Below are 18,702 nucleotides of genomic sequence, written 5' to 3'. Positions count from 1 at the left end.
TGCCTCCTTCAATTTGCAACAATAAAAATAACTATCTTTTTCTAACTTCTATCATTTAAGTGATTTTGTCAAGTGTTAGACGGAATTTATGCATGTTTTTTTTGCAATTTACTGATTTCTTGCATTATTTGCTCTGTCGTTTCTTTAGCTGAAGCCTTTTCCTCGCGTAATTTGTCCATTTTTACTGGTTCACCGTAGACTATTTTTAATCGGCGACCAACTTTATATGGTCCAACAATAACACATGGGACAACGGTCGCTTCTGATCGAAGGGCGAAAAAACCGATTCCTGATAAGCCTTCACCTAATTCACCAGTCTTACTTCTTGTTCCCTCTGGGAATAGACCAAGAACTTTTCCCTCTTTTAATATGTTAAGTGCTTGTCTTAACGCTTGTCGATCCTTCATACCTCGCTTAATTGGAACAGCATTTAATTTAGAGAATAAAAATTTACCGAATTTACCTTTAAATAATTCTTCTTTAGCTAAAAAATGAACGACTCTCGGTGCTGATCCACCAACTACTGGGGGGTCGAAGTTCGAAATATGATTTGAACAAATGATTACTGGTCCATCTTTAGGGATATTTTCAACCCCGATAACTTCCATTCGATATAATGGCTTTAATGCATACCAGACCAGATTTTTTGCTACTTGGTAGAGTGTCATCAAATCCCCCCTTTACGTTCAACTATTTTTAGAATTTCTTCCACTACTTCATCAATACTTAATGATGTTGTATCTAGCTCTACGGCATCCTCTGCCTTAACCAATGGTGAGACCTCTCGTTCAGTATCAAAACGGTCTCGTTCTGCGATTTCTTGTTTTAATTTTTCTAAATCCGGATTGAATCCTTTTTGCTTATTTTCGATGTAACGTCTTTGTGCTCTTTCTTCTACTGATGCGATTAGAAATACTTTCACATCAGCATCGGGAATAACGTGCGTGCCAATATCACGACCATCCATCACTATATTATTTTCTTGTACAAATTGTCTTTGTCTTTCTACCATCTCTTCACGAATTAATCGATGTTTAGCAACAGTTGAGACATTATTCGTTACTTCTTCATTTCTAATTGCTTCTGTCACATCGGTATCATCCAATAAAACTCGCTGAGTCTGTTCTGCTTGAGTTAATTTTATAGTTGTATCTAATAGTAATTGATATAGTTCATCTTCATTGTTTGGATCGATGTCATTATTTAACGCTTTTAATGTTAATGCCCGATACATGGCACCAGTATCTATGTATATATAATTTAATTTATCAGCAATCTTTCTTGCAACAGTACTCTTTCCTGCAGCTGCTGGTCCATCAATTGCTATCGCTATTCCTTTATGTGTCATTATCTTATCTCCTTATTAAAACTTCTATTCATAACATCTAATTAATTGTCTAATCCTTTTCTTCTAGCTTTTAATTGCGTTTCGAAGCAAAATTGAATAATTTTCTGACGATCTTGTTCATAAATATTAATAAATTTCATTGATAACAGTTGTTTCGAATCTTCTGATTGATTAAATACGCGGATCGCCTCAGCCTGGGTAAAGACATAATCAATTTTATCATCCTTCATACGTAAAACAATCACTAGATCCAGTGGCATTGCTGGTCTAACTTCTACATCGGGTGGTAATATTACGGCAAGACCGCCTCCACTTATATCTTTTGTAATTGTTGTAAAAGTATCCAACTCTCGTTCAGGATCAGAGATAGAAACGTCTAAATTTGCATTAACCCTAACATATTCTCTCCGCTGAATTTTGGTTAATTTATTTTGATCAAATCTAATTAATAGCATCGGAACCTTTTCTCTTTTTCGATCAACGATCTCTGTATAAAATTTATAAATCGATTGATCTTCACCGACAAAATATGCAAATAAAAATGTGCCGTTAGGGAAAAAATCAGTTCGACCTGTTTTTGTATTAATTGGATAATCAATATATAAAGTTGATCCTTTCTTTTCGACAACTCGACATCTAAATTGTTGTAATTCCTCATCATCTGCTTGTTTTTCGAGTGTTATCATTGTACCTATCTTGATCATCAACCTATCCACTCCTATATTGTCACTATATATATTATTGCAACAATACCCCTTTTAGGCAAGGATAAGATGATATAAATAGAAAATCGAGTAGGAGGATAATCATTATTTGATTATCCGTCCCCTCACACCACCGTATGTACGGATCCGTATACGGCGGTTCAGTTTTATATTAAGCATGTATTTGATTGTAGTGTTCTAATCCTGAGACTAGTCCGAAGCGGGCAAGTCTTTCATTAGTAATCGTAGTCGCTAATATCCACGAGTACGCGACTCGCGTCGCACCTTTACTTGAATGGCTATATTCATATGCTTTATTTCGCTTTAACCCCAATTTTATGAGGTTCTTTCGACGGTTTTTCGCCGTCTTCCATTTTGTCCATATACATGCACGCAATCGAACACGCAGATGGGCATCAATGTTCATCAGAAGCTTTTTCATGTAGCCAATTTTAAAGTAGTTAACCCAACCTCGTATCACTTGATTGATTCGTCCGACACGATACTTTGTGTCAATGCTCCAATTCCTCTTGGTTAATTGTTTCAGTTTATATTTGAAACGCTCTACTGATTTATGATGCGGTTTCGCTTTATATTGCTTTGCATAGTAATCTTTGTAGAAACCAAAGCCGAGAAATTTAAAGTCCGTATTGTTTGGATTCGTTACTTTTGATTTGTCTGCATTTACAATTAAACCTAACTTTTCTTCTATAAAACGGGTGATCGAACGCATAATTCGATTCGCTGCCATTTGGCTTTTGGCAAAGATGATGCAGTCATCTGCATATCTCACAAACCTAAGTCCTCTATTCTCAAGTTCCATATCAAGTTCATGAAGCATGATATTACTTAGTAAAGGTGAAAGGTTTCCTCCTTGCGGGGTGCCAATGATCGTTTCCTTGTATTCCTCATCAATCTGTACACCACTGACAAGAAATTTTCGAATGAGTGAGATGACATCCCCGTCCTCCACTGTTCGTGCGACAAGATTCATTAATCGGTCATGGTTCACCGTATCAAAGAACCGTTCAAGATCAATATCGACAATCCACTCATAACCATCATTCATATACTCTAGTCCTTTGATAATTGCCATTTCCGCATATCGTCTTGGTCTAAAGCCATAGCTATAGTCACTGAATTGTCTATCAAATAGTGGAGTTAGGATTTGTGCTATTGCTTGTTGGATCACTCGATCTTTAACTGTGGGTATGCCAAGTAATCGCACACCGCCATTAGGCTTTGGTATTTCCACCCTCAGGACAGGTTCTGGTTTGTAGGTTCTATTTCGAATACTTTTTAAAAGGTCATCTTTATTTAACGCTAGATAACCCTGTATTTGTTCGACCGACATTCCGTCGACACCTGCGGAGCCTTTATTCCTCTTCACCTGTTTTATTGCTAAGTTAAGATTTCCTTCGTCTAGTATTTGATTTAGTAATTTTCTCTCATACATGCTGGTTATATCCTTTCTTTCTCGTAAAGTAGGTATCCACTTTTGCGCTTTATGCCAGTGGTCTTGTGTCCTCTTTCAATCGAGATGATTATAACGATAAAACTGTTCAGCCCTTCGCTCGTTCTAACTTTCGTTAGTTCTCTTCACTACTACGGCTTCTGCTGACTTCTCACCTGCCAGTCTTGTATCACTACAAGGTTTTGATGTAGCTAGGTGAGACCTCCCCAGTTAAGGTACGAACGCTTTTCCTCCATCCATCTGCCATATATACGCCATATGCTTTTGTAATAGCTATTGGACTTCAACTTCTTTCGCAGTCTTATCCACATATGTCGCCTCTTATATGATTTCTGTTCGTCAGACCGAAGGTTTGCCTAGGATTTCCTTCAGATTCCACGTCACCATGGACACCCTTATCTTTGGCTATGTGCTTACCGCTATTAGGTCGCACTAGGGACTTTCACCCGTTAGCGTTCGCCCATGCTGGGCGAACGAAAAAAGTATCCTAATGTTGATTAGGATACTTCATAATGTTATATATTTAACCCCATTTACTCTCTACATCATGCATTAATTCAACAAAAATCTCTTTTCCTGTATCTGCATCGATAAAAATTTGATAAGTATCATGATTTAGCGTGCCGAAGAATGCATAAGTTAATATTTCATTTCCAGCCTTATCTTCAATAATAGCTAAATGCTGATCTTCAATATTTAAAGAAGGACTAACAAATTGTTTTGCTTCTTCAAAAGATAGTTTTGGTTGTTTTATTTCTCTGTCATGATGGTTTCGATAATAGTCAGTTGCATTAAAACCAATTATATCACCGTTATCTAATGCGACCTTGACTGTTATTCTATCTGGATAAATCCAAACATCGTCGTTAGTAACAGCAAATTGAAATAGTCCTGTTTCGTCATATTGGCTAGACTTTAATCGTCTTACATCTTCAAATCCTTCTTGTTTTAATACTTTCTCTGCTTCTTTCTCAGCATCATGTAAACTAATTTTAGCCTTACCTAGATCACGATTAATCATATATGACAAGACATGGCCACCAGACTCAGTAACTTCTATATAACCACGTTCATCTTCGTGGGTGAAGCCACCACTGTACGTAGGTAACTGAGCACCATCGCCACTTTTTTGTAGTTCAATATCTAAATCGGCGGTTAAATCAAATTGCTTCATAATGAGTTCCTTTACCTCTTTCTCAGTGATCGGATCGCCATCAACATAGCGAAAACGATCTTGCTGAGAAGGTAAATCTGCCGATAAGTTATCAAAGTGTGATTCATCAAAACCGGACGTATAATCTTCTACAGCAGTAAAACCGTCAATAATGTGATTCGGTGTCTCACGATCGTTTTTGGCTAGAGCCATTTCAACTTCGACCCATTTCAGCCCATCAGAGAAAACTTTATGTTGTACGGATCTTAATTCTTTCCGTATTTCATTGGCCGATTCATATAATGAACTTAAACGATCAATTTCTTCATCATTTAATGGTTCATTGTCTAAATCACGTATTGCGACATGATAAGTAAATTCTCCGATATCTGCTAAAAATGTTTCTGTTTTAGTAAATGGCAGTAATCCTAGTGGCAATTGACTAACATCACTTTGTGCTTGAGATGATAAAGTCCAGATCTCAATCATCTGCGGTGAAAGTGTATCTTTTGAATTTAGTGCCAGAGTAGTACCGATCTTATCATATAGAAGATCGATATGATATGTTAGATCATGGAATGCACGTTGATAATTATTTTCAGCTTGAACAATTAACAATTCTTTATCATTAAATTGTCGATAACCCCAAAACGCTGTGAATACAAGAGCAATTGAGAGCACGATAATGCTGATCCATCTTCTCATTTTGATTCCTCCGATTTATTTACAGAAAATATGTTTTCCGATTTGCTTTATTTGTGGTCGAGACCAGATCCAAGTACTTGTTGCGGTATTTGGATTAAAGTAATAAATTGCTTCTCCTGTCGGATCCCAGCCATTAATAGCATCTAACACTGCTCGTTTAGCTGTTTCATCTGGGTCTAAGTAAATTTGACCATCTGCAACAGCCGTAAATGCAAGAGGTTCGTAAATAACGCCGGCCACTGTATCTGGGAAGATTGGACTTTGTAATCGATTAAGGATAACCGATGCAACAGCTACTTGCCCTTCATAAGGCTCGCCTCGTGCTTCACCGTATACAGCTTGAGCCATAAGTTGAATATCATTTTGTGAAAATCCGTTAGGTACGTTCACTGCTGTCGGTTCAATTGGTGTCGCCTCAACGATTGCAGAATCATCTGTTGTTTCTTGATTCGTATTTGCTTGATCATAAGCACTTTGATTTTGTGCTTCATCTTTTTGAGCTTGCTCTTTTTGTTGTTTATCTTGTTCAGCTTTTTTATCTGTTTGTTTTTGCTCTTTTGATTTTTGTTCAGTTTGCTTTTGTTTATCAGTTTGTTTCTTGTCCTTCGGTGAATCGTATCTAACTTGATGCTCTAAATTCATTCCACCATAATGAGTAAAGTGTCTTCCCGCTTCTAAATGTTCTCTAACGAAGTCTTTATGATATTGTGTACGATCTAGTAGCATATTCTTCACTTGCTCACCAGCATAGCCATCAACCTTCATACCGAACTCATCTTGAAAATGTCTTAACGCCCAATAAGTTCCCCAACCAAACACACCATCGATTGGACCATGATAGAATCCGATATATTGTAACCTTGCTTGCAACTCAACGACATCCTCACCAGTTGCTCCGTGCTGGATAACTTGTTCACTAAACGCATATGATGGTTGGTGAGTGTTTAAGCCGATTCCAGCTACTATTAATATGACAAATAAGTATTTGATAATTTTTTTCTTCATATAATCGCCTCCTAAATCCACATGATAATAACTAGTTACACTTTAGCTTAAATTAAAGTCTCTTTTTTATACATAAATTTAACTCAACTAAGCAAATTTCATTTTTTGTTGTGTGAATTAAGCGTCATTGTTTCAATTTAATTATAGATATCATATAATGATAGCTAGACGGATTTTTTCGATTAACGTCTGATATTTATGGAGGTGATTGACATGCGTTTAGAGAGGATTTCATCAAACAAGTTTAAAATCTTTTTAACATTTGATGACTTGATTGAAAGAGGAATTACAGAAAATCTCATGTTAGAGGATTTGCCAGCTATGCAAATGGAATTTCATGAAATGATGCTTGAAGCAAGTGATGAGTTAGATATTGAACTATCTGGTATATTAACCGTACAAATCTATATCATTCAAGCACAGGGCATGTTAATTATCGTCACTCAAGAAGATGAGGATTATGATGAAGACTATCTTGAAATGAAGGTCACGTTATCTGAGCGACATTCATTACTATTTGAGTTTGATGACTTTGAAGATATCATCCAGTTATCTAAAGTCATGACGCGTTTAAATATCGACGCAGGCTCTATTTTCTATTATGACGATAGCTATTACTTACATTTACCTGATCATCTTCAAGAAGATCATATTAAAGAGGACATCATTGCTTTATTATCGGAGTATGGAAATCCTACACTCCTTTCACCAGAACAGCTTTATGAATATGGTAAGGTTATTATGAGTGAAAATGCATTGCTACAAATTAGAAACTATTTTAATTAATCAAAAAAATAAACCGTATCAACTAAAATATGTTGATACGGTTTATTCTTATAATAGATTTGAATCATAATTAAAATAGCACTTGATTAGAAAAAATATTGCTTCCAGTAGTTAAAGCTCAATAATAATATGAGAATAACAAAAATAAGGATCGTTATGAGGCGCAGAAAAGAACCACTCATTTTCATCCGGAGCTTAAATTTGTCTTCCTGATGGATCTGGCTTCTAGGCGGTAAATTCAAAATATCAATTTCTTGATCATCACGCTTATTGAAAGATTTAGTCGATTCTTCAGTAGGATTTTGTTGATTAATTTCAGCTAATTGTTGTCTTAGCGCTTCTGCTTGGTCTTCAGTTTTCTTCTCCATCATTAGTCCCTCCTGTTTCAAAAGGTAACAATATTGATTTTAATTGCAATTGCCATGACACCGTGTTTGTTCGTCGTGGTGATGATTCTGGTGACCATTGGTTTAAAGTAAATCCACATTGATCGCAACAAAAATATTTTGCCTCTTTTACGCTTGATTGAAATGATTGATATAATGCCTCACGACGACAATTTGTTGTATATACCCAATTCATCATTTCCCTTAGTTTTCTATGTTTATAAAGTGTTCTTCTTTCTATTTTATCAATCAGCTCATTTTTCCACATTAAATTTATTTTGTTAACGTCAATTTGTTGTTCCAGATCAATTATACCAGTTTGTTCTATATTGTCTTGAATAAACTGTCTTTGAATCTCATTCATTGGTTCATTAATATTTAATACTTGATCAAGAGTTATATTTTGCTTAGTTTTATGTAAATAATCTAAGTTAGTAAACAAACTTTCAATCATTGATTTTGTCGGCAATTCACTTTCGATCAAGTGTCTCGGTAAGTGCTGATCATTTGGTGTGATCAATGTGATGCTAACACTAGCTAATTGGTCACGACCTGCTCGCCCAATTTCTTGAATAAATGATTCTAATCGCGTTGGTATATGATAGTGGATGATTAAGCGAATGTTAGATTTATCAATTCCCATCCCAAATGCACTAGTCGAACAAATAATATCAATTTGATCTTCAATAAATTGTTCTTGAATTAGTAACCGTTCATTTGTCTCTAGACCACCATGATAGAAAGCTACATTTAAGTGACTAAATGTATCATTTAATAAATTAGCAACTCGCTCTGTCTCTTTTTTACTAGAAAAATAAATGATTGTTGGTACAGTATATTGTTGAAATAGATTTATTAGATATTCATCCTTTTCTTTTCGCTGTTCAAAATGTTCAACAATTAAACTAATATTGTCACGATCAATTGGATAGAGATGTTTGTTAAATTCAATAGCTGAAAAATGATTGATTATATCTAATTGAACGTCCGGCGTAGCTGTAGCAGTTAGTGCTAATACCGTTGGATCTCCCAATTGCACGATAACTTGATTTAATTTAAGATAATCCGGTCTAAACTCATGGCCCCATTGCGAAATACAATGTGCCTCATCAACGACAAAGAGATCGATTGTTAACTCTGATAGTCTATTAATGATTGTTTGATTTTGTAACATTTCTGGTGATAAATAGATCAATTGATAATCAGATAAGCGGTTTAATATGTTAGCTCTTTGTTCACCCGAATTAAAGCTGTTGATCGCAACAACACGCTTAAACCCTCGTTTTTTTAATTGTTTAACTTGGTCTTCCATTAGTGAAAGTAATGGAGTTACGACAATTGTATGACCTTTAAAAATCATTGCAGGTAATTGGAAACAAATTGATTTTCCCGATCCCGTCGGCAATGTCGCAAATACATGATTTCCACTTAGAATATCTTGAATAATATCCTTTTGGCCTTGACGGAAGGATTGATAACCAAAGTATTTATATAATAATTCTTCTAAATTCAATCTGACACCAACCCCTATGATAATCGTGCTTTAGCCATGGCTAGACGAATTTGAAAATAACTATATTGATTGTCTAGTTGTTGTTTAATATTTGATAACCTTGTATCACTGATCGCTTGAATTTTATTAATAATCACATTTAATTGATTAGACTCAATAAAATTTGAGATATCAAAGTTTGGAATCGCATATGTTAATTCCACAATATGATCTTCGATTGTACTTTGTTTCAATTTCCGATATGACATGATCTGTTCGATTGAATAGCCATTTTGTAGCATCTCATATGTTTTAGAAGCGGAATGAGTAACAAACTTCTCCACTCCATCTCTCTTGTTTGGTAGGAAATATGTTAACATGTCAATCTGATTTATCAGAATATAATCTACTAATTGATGATAACAAGCATTTAACAACAGATGAGCATCATGTATTGTAATCTGATGCTTAGCAGCGATCTGATGTAAAGTAAGTCCATATCTCCGATAACCTGTTAAACGGTCAACGAAAATTTCGGCTTGTAGTGGATCAATTTTTGATAAAAATTTCGTTAAGTGATGGTACACATCTGTTAACCAGACCTGATAATCTTTAATGTTGTAAAAATATGATTTCACCCATCTTTGAACTTTTAGATCTTCACTAATTGGTTGAAACTGATTGTTTTCAACAGATAAATTTGAAAATGTCTGAATTACTAAAAACAAGCGGTCGATGAAGATTGGAATTCGCTTAACGTAAGCCATTCCTTGAAATAGGTGATCAAGTTTCTTACTCTTTTGATCTTCTAAATATTTCATACCAAGTGGAGTTAAAGTTACCATTCCCTCACCTTTAACGGATAAATACTTATTAGATATTTGTTTTTTTATCTCCTTTTCAAAATCTTCCCGCTTTAATTGTGGATAGATTGAATAAAGTGGAGTTATCTGAAAAAAGTGTGCATCTTGAATTGTTTGTGCTGAACGTCTACCTGTTAAGATATGATAAATAGAAGCGGTACTTCTTTGAACTTGTAATTGATTAATACTATATAGTAATAGATAATTAAACATGATCTACCACTCACTTCATAAAGATTTAGTCTATTACAGCCATCATATCAAATGACAGCTATTCTTGCATAATTATATTATCGGTTTTAAAATAAACCATAGAGTTATGAGAAGGTGAGGCACAATGAATGAAATATTATACACTTGTAGATAAAGAAACTTGTATTGCTTGTGGCTTATGTGGTGCATTGGCGCCTGATATATACGATTATGATGATGAGGGTCTTGCATTTTCAATTTTAGATGACAATAAAGGTCATGTGTCAGTGCCAGATCATCATATTGATGATTTAATGGATGCTCATGAAAGTTGTCCAACTGAATCAATAAAGATTAATCACAAAAGATTTGGTTAAATCACTAGATTGATAAATATTATACAATAATTAGAAAAATAAAAAAAGAGCCTGGTTAGGCTCTTTTATATTAGTGTAAAAGAATTGGATTAACAGCATCTGGCACTCGAATTGGTGCTGTTAAATCAAATTGACTTACTTGAGTTACATGATCATCTAAATGAAGCTCAACATGGCTAAAGCCAAAGCTTTTTGCTGTCATTAAAATCGCTTCAATCATTTCTTTGGTCTCTCGGTTATCCCCAAACTTTGCATTTGGTTCAAACGTAATTCTAACAACATCTTCATCTGATGGATTAACTGTGTACTCTACATCTGCAGGAATACTGGCTGTAATATTGAAATCAGGTTGATCATATTGCATTTCCAATAGGGCTTCATCAATCGTGAAGAATGACTCTCCAGAAATTCGTTGTTGAATTGGAATTAACAATCGTTCCTTATCTTCATATTGATAGATTTTATATGCTAAATTTTTAACAGGTTCTAATTCTAACGATTCCATTGTGCCAATTTGACCTAATTCAATATAATTTTTTGTTTCAGTTTCTAAATTAAGCTCAGTCGCTGGATAATTAGCAAACATAAAATTGACAATGTTAATAAATGACGCCATTTGAGTACTACTATCTGGAAAGACAAAATCATCAGCTACACGCATCGTAATTTCATGAAGATCATCACTAAAGATAAATTCAATTTCATCAAACGGGTATTCATAAACCCCGAACTCATCTTCATCTACAAAAGTTGAAATTCGATTATAAACATCATTAGGGTAACCAATTCCTGTAGCAGCTGTATCAACTAAAGAAATTGGAATCACATACATTGCTTGTAGATCCTGAACGCCAATTGTGTAAATTGGTAAATTATATTCGTCATTATAATAAACCAATCGATTACCTAATACTGTATAATCAAAATCCGCACTATCCATAGCTTCATAATCATCATCTTCAGTTTGCTCAATTTCAAATGCAGATAGTTCACTGCTATCATCTGAAACTTCAGCTATCTCACTAGTACGAATTTCTAAATCTGTTGATTGATCAGCGCTGTAATTTTGCTTAAATAATCCACTTTGAATCATAATAAACGCTAACACAACAACAGCAACAGTCGCAATCGATGGAACAACCCAATTTACTCTTTTTCGTTTTCTCATCATCGTTTCACCCTTTACCTTTTGATTGATTTGTTCAAATAATAGGGCTTTATTTTGTTGATCTTTAACTTTTGGTAGTTGTCCGAGTTGTTCAATTAACTTTTTTTCTTGTTCATTCATGACCGCATCACACCCTTTCTAATCTTCACCTATCAGTTCTTGTAATTTCTTAATCGCCCGATGTTGCGTTGTTTTTACTTTACTTTCTGACCACTCTAAAATTTGAGCTGTCTCATGGATAGATAAAGATTGAATGTAACGGAGGATAAGTACATTTTTTTGATCCAGTGTACAGTGATCTAATAATTGATAAATCCGTTTTAATTCATCATTTAATTGTGCCACTTCTTCGGGCAAAGGATCTTTGTCTTTAATAAGTGTTAAATCTTGCTCCTTGTTGAAAAAAGTAGCTAGTTTCGATTTTTGTCGTTGTTGTTTTCGAAAATAATCCATAGTCGTATGCCTTGCAATTGAAAACAACCATGTTTTTTCACTACTTTCGCCACGAAAATTATGATAAGATTTTAACACTTTAATGTAGACTTCTTGAACAATATCCTCAGCAACATGTTGATTCTTAACCATGTAAAATACATATTGATACAGATCATTATGGTAATGATCATATAGGTGATCAAATGTGGTCTGCAAAGTTAAGACCCCCTATCTAGTTTATTAGTCGAACGTTCAATCAAAAGGTTACATTATAAAAAGGGAATTTAATTAGTTCTTTTTAAATACTAACATATATCTTGTTTATTTTTATATCTAGTGAATGAATTTCATAATGACTTAATTGGCTATAAAACACGAACAATTGGGTTACAGGTGACGCGGTGATTTCCACTCTAGGCGGACGCTTTCCGCGGGATCGGCCTCAGCTAATTGATAAAAGCTTTTCAAGCTTTTATCACTGGATCTTCGGACACGATTGTTCCCGCTGGAGTCGCCGCCTGCCGTTCCAATCACTTGATTAGGCTTCTTTATTTACGTATTATATTGTATTTTCATTTGTAATTGTTCGTGTTCTTAACTAGATTTTTGTATTATGAAATTGACTCAGTAGGTAAAAGAAATTTAAAAGTAGTTCCTTCTCCTAGTTTACTTTGCACACTTATCGTTCCATGATGCCCTTCAATAATCTGTTTAACAATTGACAAACCAAGACCAGTCCCCTTTTTCACTGCTTGGTTCGATGCTCTAGATTTATCAGCCATATAAAAACGTTCAAATACAAATGGTAAGTCCTCTAAAGGAATGCCTTCACCAGTATCTGATAATTCAAAACAGATCTGATCACCGATTTTAGATATTTCTAACAATATTTCACCATTTTCTAACGTATGCTTAATCGCATTATCAATTAAATTTGTCAAAACTTGTTCAAGACGATCATAATCAAACATAAGTTGATCTACATCATGATCGATATGCAATTTAAATGAAAGTTTATTTTCATCAAGCCGTTGAGCAAATTTGCGTAATACTTTTTCAATAAAATCACGAACTGAGTGTGATTGAATATTTAAGTCTAAGTGGCCAGACTTCAATCGGGTTAAATCTAGCAATTCATTGACTAAGCGCCCCATTCTTTCTGATTCACTATGAATAATCTGCGCTAATTCCACCTGCTCATCAATTGTTTCGGCCACTCCATCAATAATTGCTTCACTATATCCTCGCATAAGTGAAATTGGTGTCCTTAATTCATGAGATACATTAGCAATAAATGTTTCTCTTAACTGATCAAGCTGAGTGGATTCTGTAACATCCCTGACAATTGTGACAGCACCTTGTACTATATTATTTCTATGTAATGGTGTAATCACAATGTCCCAATCACGTCCTTGGATATTCACTTGAAAAGTTTGAGCTGTTCCTTTTTCAATTACAGAATCAAATAGTTCGTTCAACTCTTCCGGAAGTTGCTTTTGATTAGGACTGCCTGCTTCAAAATGAAAATCATCAATAAACGCATCTGCTTGTGGGTTAGAGATGATAATTTCACCATCAAGGTTTATTGTTAAGACACCGTCTTTCATTGAACCTATAATGCTGAATAAAATATCCTTTTCTTGTAGTAACGTTTCCATTTGATTTCCTAATTGCCGACTCATTCTGTTAAAGGCCATCGCTAACTGACCAATTTCATCATTTGACTTCATTGGTAATTTTATATTATAGTGACCATCAATAATCTTTCGCGTACTTTGAATGACATGATTAAGTGGGGCTGAAATTCGCTTGGAAAAATAAACACCGAATAGAACTATAATCAAACTACATATTATACCAATAAATATCAATTGACTCCTATGGTTAACACGTATTGAGTGATCATAGTCTATTAAAAAGGTTTCAAGTTTTTCTATTAATAATTCATTTGATTGTTCGCTAATTGTATCATCTCGTTGTGCACTTTCTTGTAACTCTTGTATCACTTCATCTATTGATGTCTTTTGATCATAGGTGTCTGCTATTGATACATACAGAAAAAATATCAAAATAAAAACAGTAGTAAAAGATATTGTATATTTCACAACTCGATTTCGCCAAAACATTATTCTTCATCCACTTCGAATTTATAACCTACTCCCCAAACTGTAGCAATCATTTGAGCAGCCTTTTCATCTGCTTGACCAAGCTTTTCTCTTAAACGCTTAATATGTGTATCTACTGTTCTTAAATCTCCAAAGAACTCATATTGCCAAACCTCTTTTAGTAATGTTTCACGATCGAAAACATGATCCTGGTTATTGGCTAAGAAATATAAAAGATCATATTCTTTAGGCGTTAATGTCAAATCAATATTATTAACAGTTACACGATGGGCATTATTATCAATTTTCAACCGTTTAAATTCTAAGACATCACTTGAAAAATTACTAATATTAGTATGTTCACTTCCGTGTGATCGTTTTAATAAAGCTTTTACTCTTAAAACAACTTCTCTTGGACTAAATGGTTTTACGACATAATCATCTGCCCCTGCTTCAAATCCTTGAATCCGATCAGATTCTTCTCCTTTTGCAGTTAACATTAATATTGGCATTGATTTAGTTTTTCTAATTTCTTGACAAACACTTATTCCATCTAAGGTTGGGAGCATTAAATCAAGAATAATTAAATCATAGTCATTCTCTACTGCAAGTGCTAAACCAGATTCACCGGTTTCAGCTTCAACAGTTGTGAAGCCATCACGTTCAAGGTACATTTTTAATAATCTCCTGATGCGCTCCTCATCCTCAATAATTAAAATGGTCTGTTGATCCTGCATCATTGTTACCCCTCTCTACAACGCTCTTTTCACTAGTTCATGTCTTGTTGGATAATTCTACATTTTTCGCAAAGTGATGAAAAATAATTATAACAATTTTGCATTAAATCATTTTTCATCATTTTGATTGATTTTTGAGTGCTTCTTCTCTTAATTTATGAACTTCTTCTTTCGTTAACTCACGGTAATCACCCGTTTGAAGTCCAGTTAAGTCTAAGAAGCTATACCGTTCTCTTTTCAGTTTGAGCACAGGAAAATCGATTTCTTCAAACATGCGACGAACCTGTCGATTTTTCCCTTCATTTAGAGTCATTTCAACTATAGCAGTATTTTTTTGTTTATTAGCAGAGAGAATTTTAACATGTTTCGCTCTAAGGGTTTCTCCTTTAGATTTTATTCCCTTCTTTAGTAATGTTAAGGCTGCTTTTGAAGGAATACCTTTAACTTTCGCAACATATACTTTGTCAATTTGATGACGAGGGTGCATCAACAATTGTGCAAACTCACCATCATTGGTCAGGATGATTAAACCTGATGTATTATAATCTAATCGACCAACTGGATAAACGCGCTTGTCTAAGTCAGGTACTAAATCAGTTACTACTTTTCTGCCTTTTTCATCTTTAACACTTGATATATATGTTCTTGGCTTATTAACCAAGTAATAGACATGCGATTCTTTCTCAATAGGTACAGAATCAACTTCAATTTCATCATTTTGATTAACTTTCGTTCCTAAAGTTTTAACTACTTTTCCATTTACTTTAACTCTACCATCAAGAATTAATTGTTCCGCTTTTCTTCTAGATGTTATGCCACTTTGAGCAATAACCTTTTGTAATCTCTCATTATTTAATGCCATATAAACCACCAGTCTTTTACTAAATTATGATTCATTATTAATCACTATATATTCTGCCAGATAAACATACGCAATACAACTGTTCTATACTCTAGACAGTTTAGCCAAATAAAATTGTAATTATCATAATCGCAATTATTATACCAATAAGATCTGTTAGTAGTCCAACTTTTAAAGCATCTCCCATTTTTTTTATACCTACAGATCCAAAATATACTGTTATTACATAGAGAGTTGTGTCAGAACTACCTTGCATTGTTGAAGCTAAACGACCAATAAATGAATCTGGACCAAATGATTTTATTAAATCAGCCGTAACAGCTAAAGCTGCTGTACCTGAAATCGGCTTAGTTAAAGCAAGTGGTATAATATCTTTTGGAATTTGGACAAATGATAGAATTGGAGCAAATAAGTCTATCATATAGTCAAGGACACCTGAGCTCCTGAAAATTGCAATTGATACGAGCATTCCTAATAAGTGTGGCAGTAAAGAAACAGCCATGGATAAACCTTCTTTACCACCTTCAACAAACAAATCATACGTTGGTAACTTTTTATACGTGCCAATTGCTAAGACGATTAGAACAAATAAAGGGATAACAACCATACTAACCATCGAAATAAATTCAATCATCTTATTTTCTCACTCTCTTATAATGAAATAAACGATCAATAATTATAGCAAAAGTTGTTGTTAAGATTGATACGATCATCGTTGCAGCAACAGTTTCAGTTGGAGCAACTGAGCCGTGCTGAATGCGAAGTGCGAGGACTGTTGTAGGAATTAATGTTACCCCTGCTGTATTAATCGCTAAAAATGTAACCATTGATCTAGAGGCTTGTTCTGATGGCTCTAGCTGTTTCATTTCTTTCATTGCCTTTAGCCCTAATGGTGTTGCTGCATTACCTAAGCCAAATATATTAGCAATAAAATTTGATGTAATATAACCCATCACAGGGTGGTTTCTTGGTAAATCGGGAAATAACTTTGAAACTACCGGTCTAAACAAACGACTTAAACCAGCAAGAATATTTGCTTTTTCAGCTATTTTCATTAGTCCTAACCAAAAAACTAGTATACTTGTTAATCCAATAACAAGTTGGATTGCTTCATTTGCACTTGAAAAAATGGCTTCGTTAACGTCTCCAATTGTACCGTTAAACAAAGCATATACGATCCCAATACAAGCTAGTCCAGCCCAAATTAAGTGCACCATTTATAATCCCACCATTTTTAATAGATAATGATATGCTACTTCTAAAAATGTTGGTCTAGTTAACTGATCAACATTACCTAGAGTCAATAAATCTAATTGTTCTATTTGGTTAAAACCCCATTCATATAATTGCATATGATCAAACCAATCATTTGGATCATTAATTGTAACCGCAATTAATTGACGATTATTCTTTTGAGCGACACTCACTAATGTACGTCCAGCTGCTTTGGTGTAGCCTGTCTTTCCACCAATTGTGTATGGATAATAATTTGTTAGTAATTTGTTTTTATTGTGCCAACTATAAGTACGTGACGATGATCGATAACTCTTTGTTTGATTAATTTCTGCAAATACTTCGTTTTCCATTGCATATCGCATAAGAAGAGCGATATCTTTTGATGTCGAGTAGTGATGCTCTGAATCTAGTCCATGTGGATTTTCAAAATGAGTTTGTTCAAGTCCTAGCCAGTTAGCCTTTTCATTCATTAAATAGACAAAACCATCAACACTTCCACCAATATGTTCTGCTATCGCAATAGCAGCATCATTACCCGACCGGAGCATTAATCCGTATAATAAATCCTCTAGTGACATTTTTTCATTCTCTTCTAGATAAATCGATGAGCCTTCTACTGTTACAGCTTCTCTGCTTATCTTAACTTGATCTGTTAACTCACCATATTCAATCGCAATAATTGCCGTCATTACTTTTGTTATACTGGCAATTAATTGAGGGTTGTCCGCATTTTTTTCATAAAGTACAGTACCACTATCTTGATCAATTAGGATTGCTTGCTCAGCAGATACAAGCGGTTTTGCGTAAATCATTTCATTATTAATCAAAATGAAATGAAGCATAAATATCAATAAACATATTAGTCTAATTGTCCGACTTCTCATACGACACCTTCTTTATCCGTTATAAGTATTTGTACTAAATCTATGCAATTCATAATATGGATATGCTTTCTCAAAAGTGGATTAAAGTTAATTACTACAGGATCAATGCATTAAATGGAAAAATGATTATTGATCACAAAAATAATGTAACGATAAAGAAACAGCCAACAAAAAAGTGATCTAACCTAACAGTAGGTCAAATCACTTAATCATTATTCATCTTTTAATTTATCAAAATAAAGACTTGCTTCATCATTGATCTCATCTTCATTAATTTGATCATTTAATGGTGGTAGTTCATCTATTGAACGCAAACCAAAATATGTTAAGAAATCTAAAGTTGTACCGAACATCATCGGACGTCCAATCGTATTTTTACGCCCAACTTCCTCAATTAACCCTCGAGAAAGAATCGTTTGAATTGGACGGTCACTTTTAACACCACGAATTTCTTCAATTTCAGCTCTTGTTATTGGTTGATTATAGGCAATAATAGCTAGCGTCTCTAGGCTTGCTTGAGTTAGCTTAGAAGTATGTACGTCTGCTCTTAGCTTTCTAAAGTATTCAGCATGCTCAGGCTTTGACGCTAAATAGAAGTGTTTTTCCGATTCTAATATTTGAATGCCTCGTGAAGCATTTTCATAATCAAACTTTAATTCATTTAATAAATGCTCAATTGTTTTTGAGTCTAGTTCTGTAATTGATGACATTTGATTAATTGTTAATCCGTCAGAACCAGAAACAAAGAGTAAACCTTCAACAATTGCTTTATAATGACTTAAATCCACTT

Annotated in this window: 20 protein-coding genes; 2 read left to right on the top strand and 18 right to left on the bottom strand. The window is 34.3% G+C overall.

The features are described from left to right. Positions 1 to 86: 86 nt before the first annotated feature. The 6 genes from AXY_RS06345 to sleB form a co-directional block, all read right to left on the bottom strand. Entirely contained in the window at positions 87 to 668 is a 582-nt protein-coding gene (locus tag AXY_RS06345; RefSeq protein ID WP_015009967.1) for a lysophospholipid acyltransferase family protein, read from the bottom strand. Beyond that, positions 668 to 1,348, bottom strand: a complete 681-nt coding sequence (cmk, locus tag AXY_RS06340) for a (d)CMP kinase (protein WP_015009966.1) — start codon at positions 1,346 to 1,348, stop codon at positions 668 to 670. Before cmk ends, AXY_RS06345 begins: the two co-directional genes overlap by 1 nt. Before the next feature lie 41 nt (positions 1,349 to 1,389). Continuing rightward, positions 1,390 to 2,052: a flagellar brake protein gene (locus tag AXY_RS06335; protein ID WP_015009965.1), complete on the bottom strand. Its 663-nt coding sequence runs from the start codon at positions 2,050 to 2,052 to the stop codon at positions 1,390 to 1,392. Positions 2,053 to 2,224: 172 nt separating this feature from the next. Next, on the bottom strand, positions 2,225 to 3,508 hold the full coding sequence (ltrA, locus tag AXY_RS06330) for a group II intron reverse transcriptase/maturase (protein ID WP_015009964.1): 1,284 nt from the start codon (positions 3,506 to 3,508) through the stop codon (positions 2,225 to 2,227). Positions 3,509 to 4,049: 541 nt separating this feature from the next. Further along, complete coding sequence (gene ypeB / locus AXY_RS06325; RefSeq protein WP_015009963.1) at positions 4,050 to 5,384, bottom strand: germination protein YpeB; 1,335 nt, start codon at positions 5,382 to 5,384, stop codon at positions 4,050 to 4,052. A 15-nt stretch (positions 5,385 to 5,399) separates the two neighbouring features. Then, positions 5,400 to 6,389: a spore cortex-lytic enzyme gene (sleB, locus tag AXY_RS06320; protein WP_015009962.1), complete on the bottom strand. Its 990-nt coding sequence runs from the start codon at positions 6,387 to 6,389 to the stop codon at positions 5,400 to 5,402. A 213-nt stretch (positions 6,390 to 6,602) separates the two neighbouring features. Here sleB and AXY_RS06315 point away from each other — a divergent pair, with 213 nt between their 5' ends. Next, positions 6,603 to 7,175 (top strand): adaptor protein MecA, encoded by a 573-nt coding sequence (locus AXY_RS06315; RefSeq protein WP_015009961.1) that lies wholly within the window; start codon positions 6,603 to 6,605, stop codon positions 7,173 to 7,175. An 86-nt stretch (positions 7,176 to 7,261) separates the two neighbouring features. Here the strand turns inward: AXY_RS06315 and AXY_RS06310 are convergent, their stop codons facing one another. From AXY_RS06310 to AXY_RS06300, 3 genes are read right to left on the bottom strand one after another with little or no spacing between them, the layout of a single operon-like run. Then, on the bottom strand, positions 7,262 to 7,543 hold the full coding sequence (locus AXY_RS06310; RefSeq protein ID WP_015009960.1) for a hypothetical protein: 282 nt from the start codon (positions 7,541 to 7,543) through the stop codon (positions 7,262 to 7,264). Then, complete coding sequence (locus tag AXY_RS06305) at positions 7,527 to 9,074, bottom strand: RecQ family ATP-dependent DNA helicase (RefSeq protein ID WP_015009959.1); 1,548 nt, start codon at positions 9,072 to 9,074, stop codon at positions 7,527 to 7,529. The genes AXY_RS06310 and AXY_RS06305 overlap by 17 nt, the downstream gene beginning before the upstream one ends. Before the next feature lie 14 nt (positions 9,075 to 9,088). Next, entirely contained in the window at positions 9,089 to 10,129 is a 1,041-nt protein-coding gene (locus tag AXY_RS06300) for a helix-turn-helix domain-containing protein (RefSeq protein ID WP_015009958.1), read from the bottom strand. A 128-nt stretch (positions 10,130 to 10,257) separates the two neighbouring features. Between AXY_RS06300 and AXY_RS06295 the strand changes: the two genes are divergently transcribed. Beyond that, positions 10,258 to 10,485 (top strand): ferredoxin, encoded by a 228-nt coding sequence (locus AXY_RS06295; protein ID WP_015009957.1) that lies wholly within the window; start codon positions 10,258 to 10,260, stop codon positions 10,483 to 10,485. Between the two features lie 70 nt (positions 10,486 to 10,555). On the opposite strand, the gene AXY_RS06290 is transcribed toward AXY_RS06295, so the two are convergent. From AXY_RS06290 to scpB, 9 genes are all read right to left on the bottom strand, one after another. After that, positions 10,556 to 11,773, bottom strand: coding sequence for a hypothetical protein (locus AXY_RS06290; RefSeq protein WP_015009956.1), 1,218 nt, complete (start codon positions 11,771 to 11,773; stop codon positions 10,556 to 10,558). A gap of 18 nt (positions 11,774 to 11,791) precedes the next feature. Further along, the gene (locus AXY_RS06285; RefSeq protein WP_015009955.1) at positions 11,792 to 12,304 is read right to left on the bottom strand and encodes an RNA polymerase sigma factor SigX; all 513 of its coding nucleotides are present in this window, start codon (positions 12,302 to 12,304) and stop codon (positions 11,792 to 11,794) included. Between the two features lie 395 nt (positions 12,305 to 12,699). Beyond that, the gene (locus AXY_RS06280; RefSeq protein WP_015009954.1) at positions 12,700 to 14,214 is read right to left on the bottom strand and encodes a HAMP domain-containing sensor histidine kinase; all 1,515 of its coding nucleotides are present in this window, start codon (positions 14,212 to 14,214) and stop codon (positions 12,700 to 12,702) included. Continuing rightward, positions 14,214 to 14,930, bottom strand: a complete 717-nt coding sequence (locus AXY_RS06275; RefSeq protein ID WP_041450126.1) for a response regulator transcription factor — start codon at positions 14,928 to 14,930, stop codon at positions 14,214 to 14,216. The genes AXY_RS06280 and AXY_RS06275 overlap by 1 nt, the downstream gene beginning before the upstream one ends. Positions 14,931 to 15,048: 118 nt before the next feature. Then, on the bottom strand, positions 15,049 to 15,792 hold the full coding sequence (locus AXY_RS06270; protein ID WP_015009952.1) for a pseudouridine synthase: 744 nt from the start codon (positions 15,790 to 15,792) through the stop codon (positions 15,049 to 15,051). Between the two features lie 100 nt (positions 15,793 to 15,892). Then, positions 15,893 to 16,423 carry a spore maturation protein gene (locus AXY_RS06265; RefSeq protein WP_041450287.1) on the bottom strand — a complete coding sequence of 177 codons (531 nt, stop codon included), beginning with the start codon at positions 16,421 to 16,423 and terminating at the stop codon, positions 15,893 to 15,895. 4 nt (positions 16,424 to 16,427) lie between these two features. Continuing rightward, positions 16,428 to 17,009, bottom strand: coding sequence for a nucleoside recognition domain-containing protein (locus AXY_RS06260; RefSeq protein ID WP_015009950.1), 582 nt, complete (start codon positions 17,007 to 17,009; stop codon positions 16,428 to 16,430). Continuing rightward, positions 17,010 to 17,855 carry a D-alanyl-D-alanine carboxypeptidase family protein gene (locus AXY_RS06255; RefSeq protein ID WP_331708993.1) on the bottom strand — a complete coding sequence of 282 codons (846 nt, stop codon included), beginning with the start codon at positions 17,853 to 17,855 and terminating at the stop codon, positions 17,010 to 17,012. It lies immediately after the preceding gene. Between the two features lie 269 nt (positions 17,856 to 18,124). Further along, on the bottom strand, positions 18,125 to 18,700 hold the full coding sequence (scpB, locus tag AXY_RS06250; protein ID WP_015009948.1) for an SMC-Scp complex subunit ScpB: 576 nt from the start codon (positions 18,698 to 18,700) through the stop codon (positions 18,125 to 18,127). Positions 18,701 to 18,702: the final 2 nt, after the last annotated feature.

The sequence above is a fragment of the Amphibacillus xylanus NBRC 15112 genome (genome assembly GCF_000307165.1).
Classification (GTDB): Bacteria; Bacillota; Bacilli; order Bacillales; family Amphibacillaceae; genus Amphibacillus; species Amphibacillus xylanus.
Note: the sequence above shows the minus strand (reverse complement) of the source record. Positions and strands in the feature narration are given on the sequence as shown.

What these genes read in the sequence shown, in the direction of transcription:
- AXY_RS06335 (WP_015009965.1), bottom strand. Translation starts at nt 2,052, where the DNA reads ATGATCAAGATAGGTACAATGATAACACTCGAAAAACAAGCAGATGAT.
- sleB (WP_015009962.1), bottom strand. Translation starts at nt 6,389, where the DNA reads ATGAAGAAAAAAATTATCAAATACTTATTTGTCATATTAATAGTAGCT.
- AXY_RS06345 (WP_015009967.1), bottom strand. Translation starts at nt 668, where the DNA reads ATGACACTCTACCAAGTAGCAAAAAATCTGGTCTGGTATGCATTAAAG.
- AXY_RS06270 (WP_015009952.1), bottom strand. Translation starts at nt 15,792, where the DNA reads ATGGCATTAAATAATGAGAGATTACAAAAGGTTATTGCTCAAAGTGGC.
- ltrA (WP_015009964.1), bottom strand. Translation starts at nt 3,508, where the DNA reads ATGTATGAGAGAAAATTACTAAATCAAATACTAGACGAAGGAAATCTT.
- AXY_RS06315 (WP_015009961.1), top strand. Translation starts at nt 6,603, where the DNA reads ATGCGTTTAGAGAGGATTTCATCAAACAAGTTTAAAATCTTTTTAACA.
- AXY_RS06310 (WP_015009960.1), bottom strand. Translation starts at nt 7,543, where the DNA reads ATGGAGAAGAAAACTGAAGACCAAGCAGAAGCGCTAAGACAACAATTA.
- AXY_RS06290 (WP_015009956.1), bottom strand. Translation starts at nt 11,773, where the DNA reads ATGAATGAACAAGAAAAAAAGTTAATTGAACAACTCGGACAACTACCA.
- AXY_RS06260 (WP_015009950.1), bottom strand. Translation starts at nt 17,009, where the DNA reads ATGGTGCACTTAATTTGGGCTGGACTAGCTTGTATTGGGATCGTATAT.
- ypeB (WP_015009963.1), bottom strand. Translation starts at nt 5,384, where the DNA reads ATGAGAAGATGGATCAGCATTATCGTGCTCTCAATTGCTCTTGTATTC.
- AXY_RS06275 (WP_041450126.1), bottom strand. Translation starts at nt 14,930, where the DNA reads ATGCAGGATCAACAGACCATTTTAATTATTGAGGATGAGGAGCGCATC.
- cmk (WP_015009966.1), bottom strand. Translation starts at nt 1,348, where the DNA reads ATGACACATAAAGGAATAGCGATAGCAATTGATGGACCAGCAGCTGCA.
- AXY_RS06280 (WP_015009954.1), bottom strand. Translation starts at nt 14,214, where the DNA reads ATGTTTTGGCGAAATCGAGTTGTGAAATATACAATATCTTTTACTACT.
- AXY_RS06295 (WP_015009957.1), top strand. Translation starts at nt 10,258, where the DNA reads ATGAAATATTATACACTTGTAGATAAAGAAACTTGTATTGCTTGTGGC.
- AXY_RS06300 (WP_015009958.1), bottom strand. Translation starts at nt 10,129, where the DNA reads ATGTTTAATTATCTATTACTATATAGTATTAATCAATTACAAGTTCAA.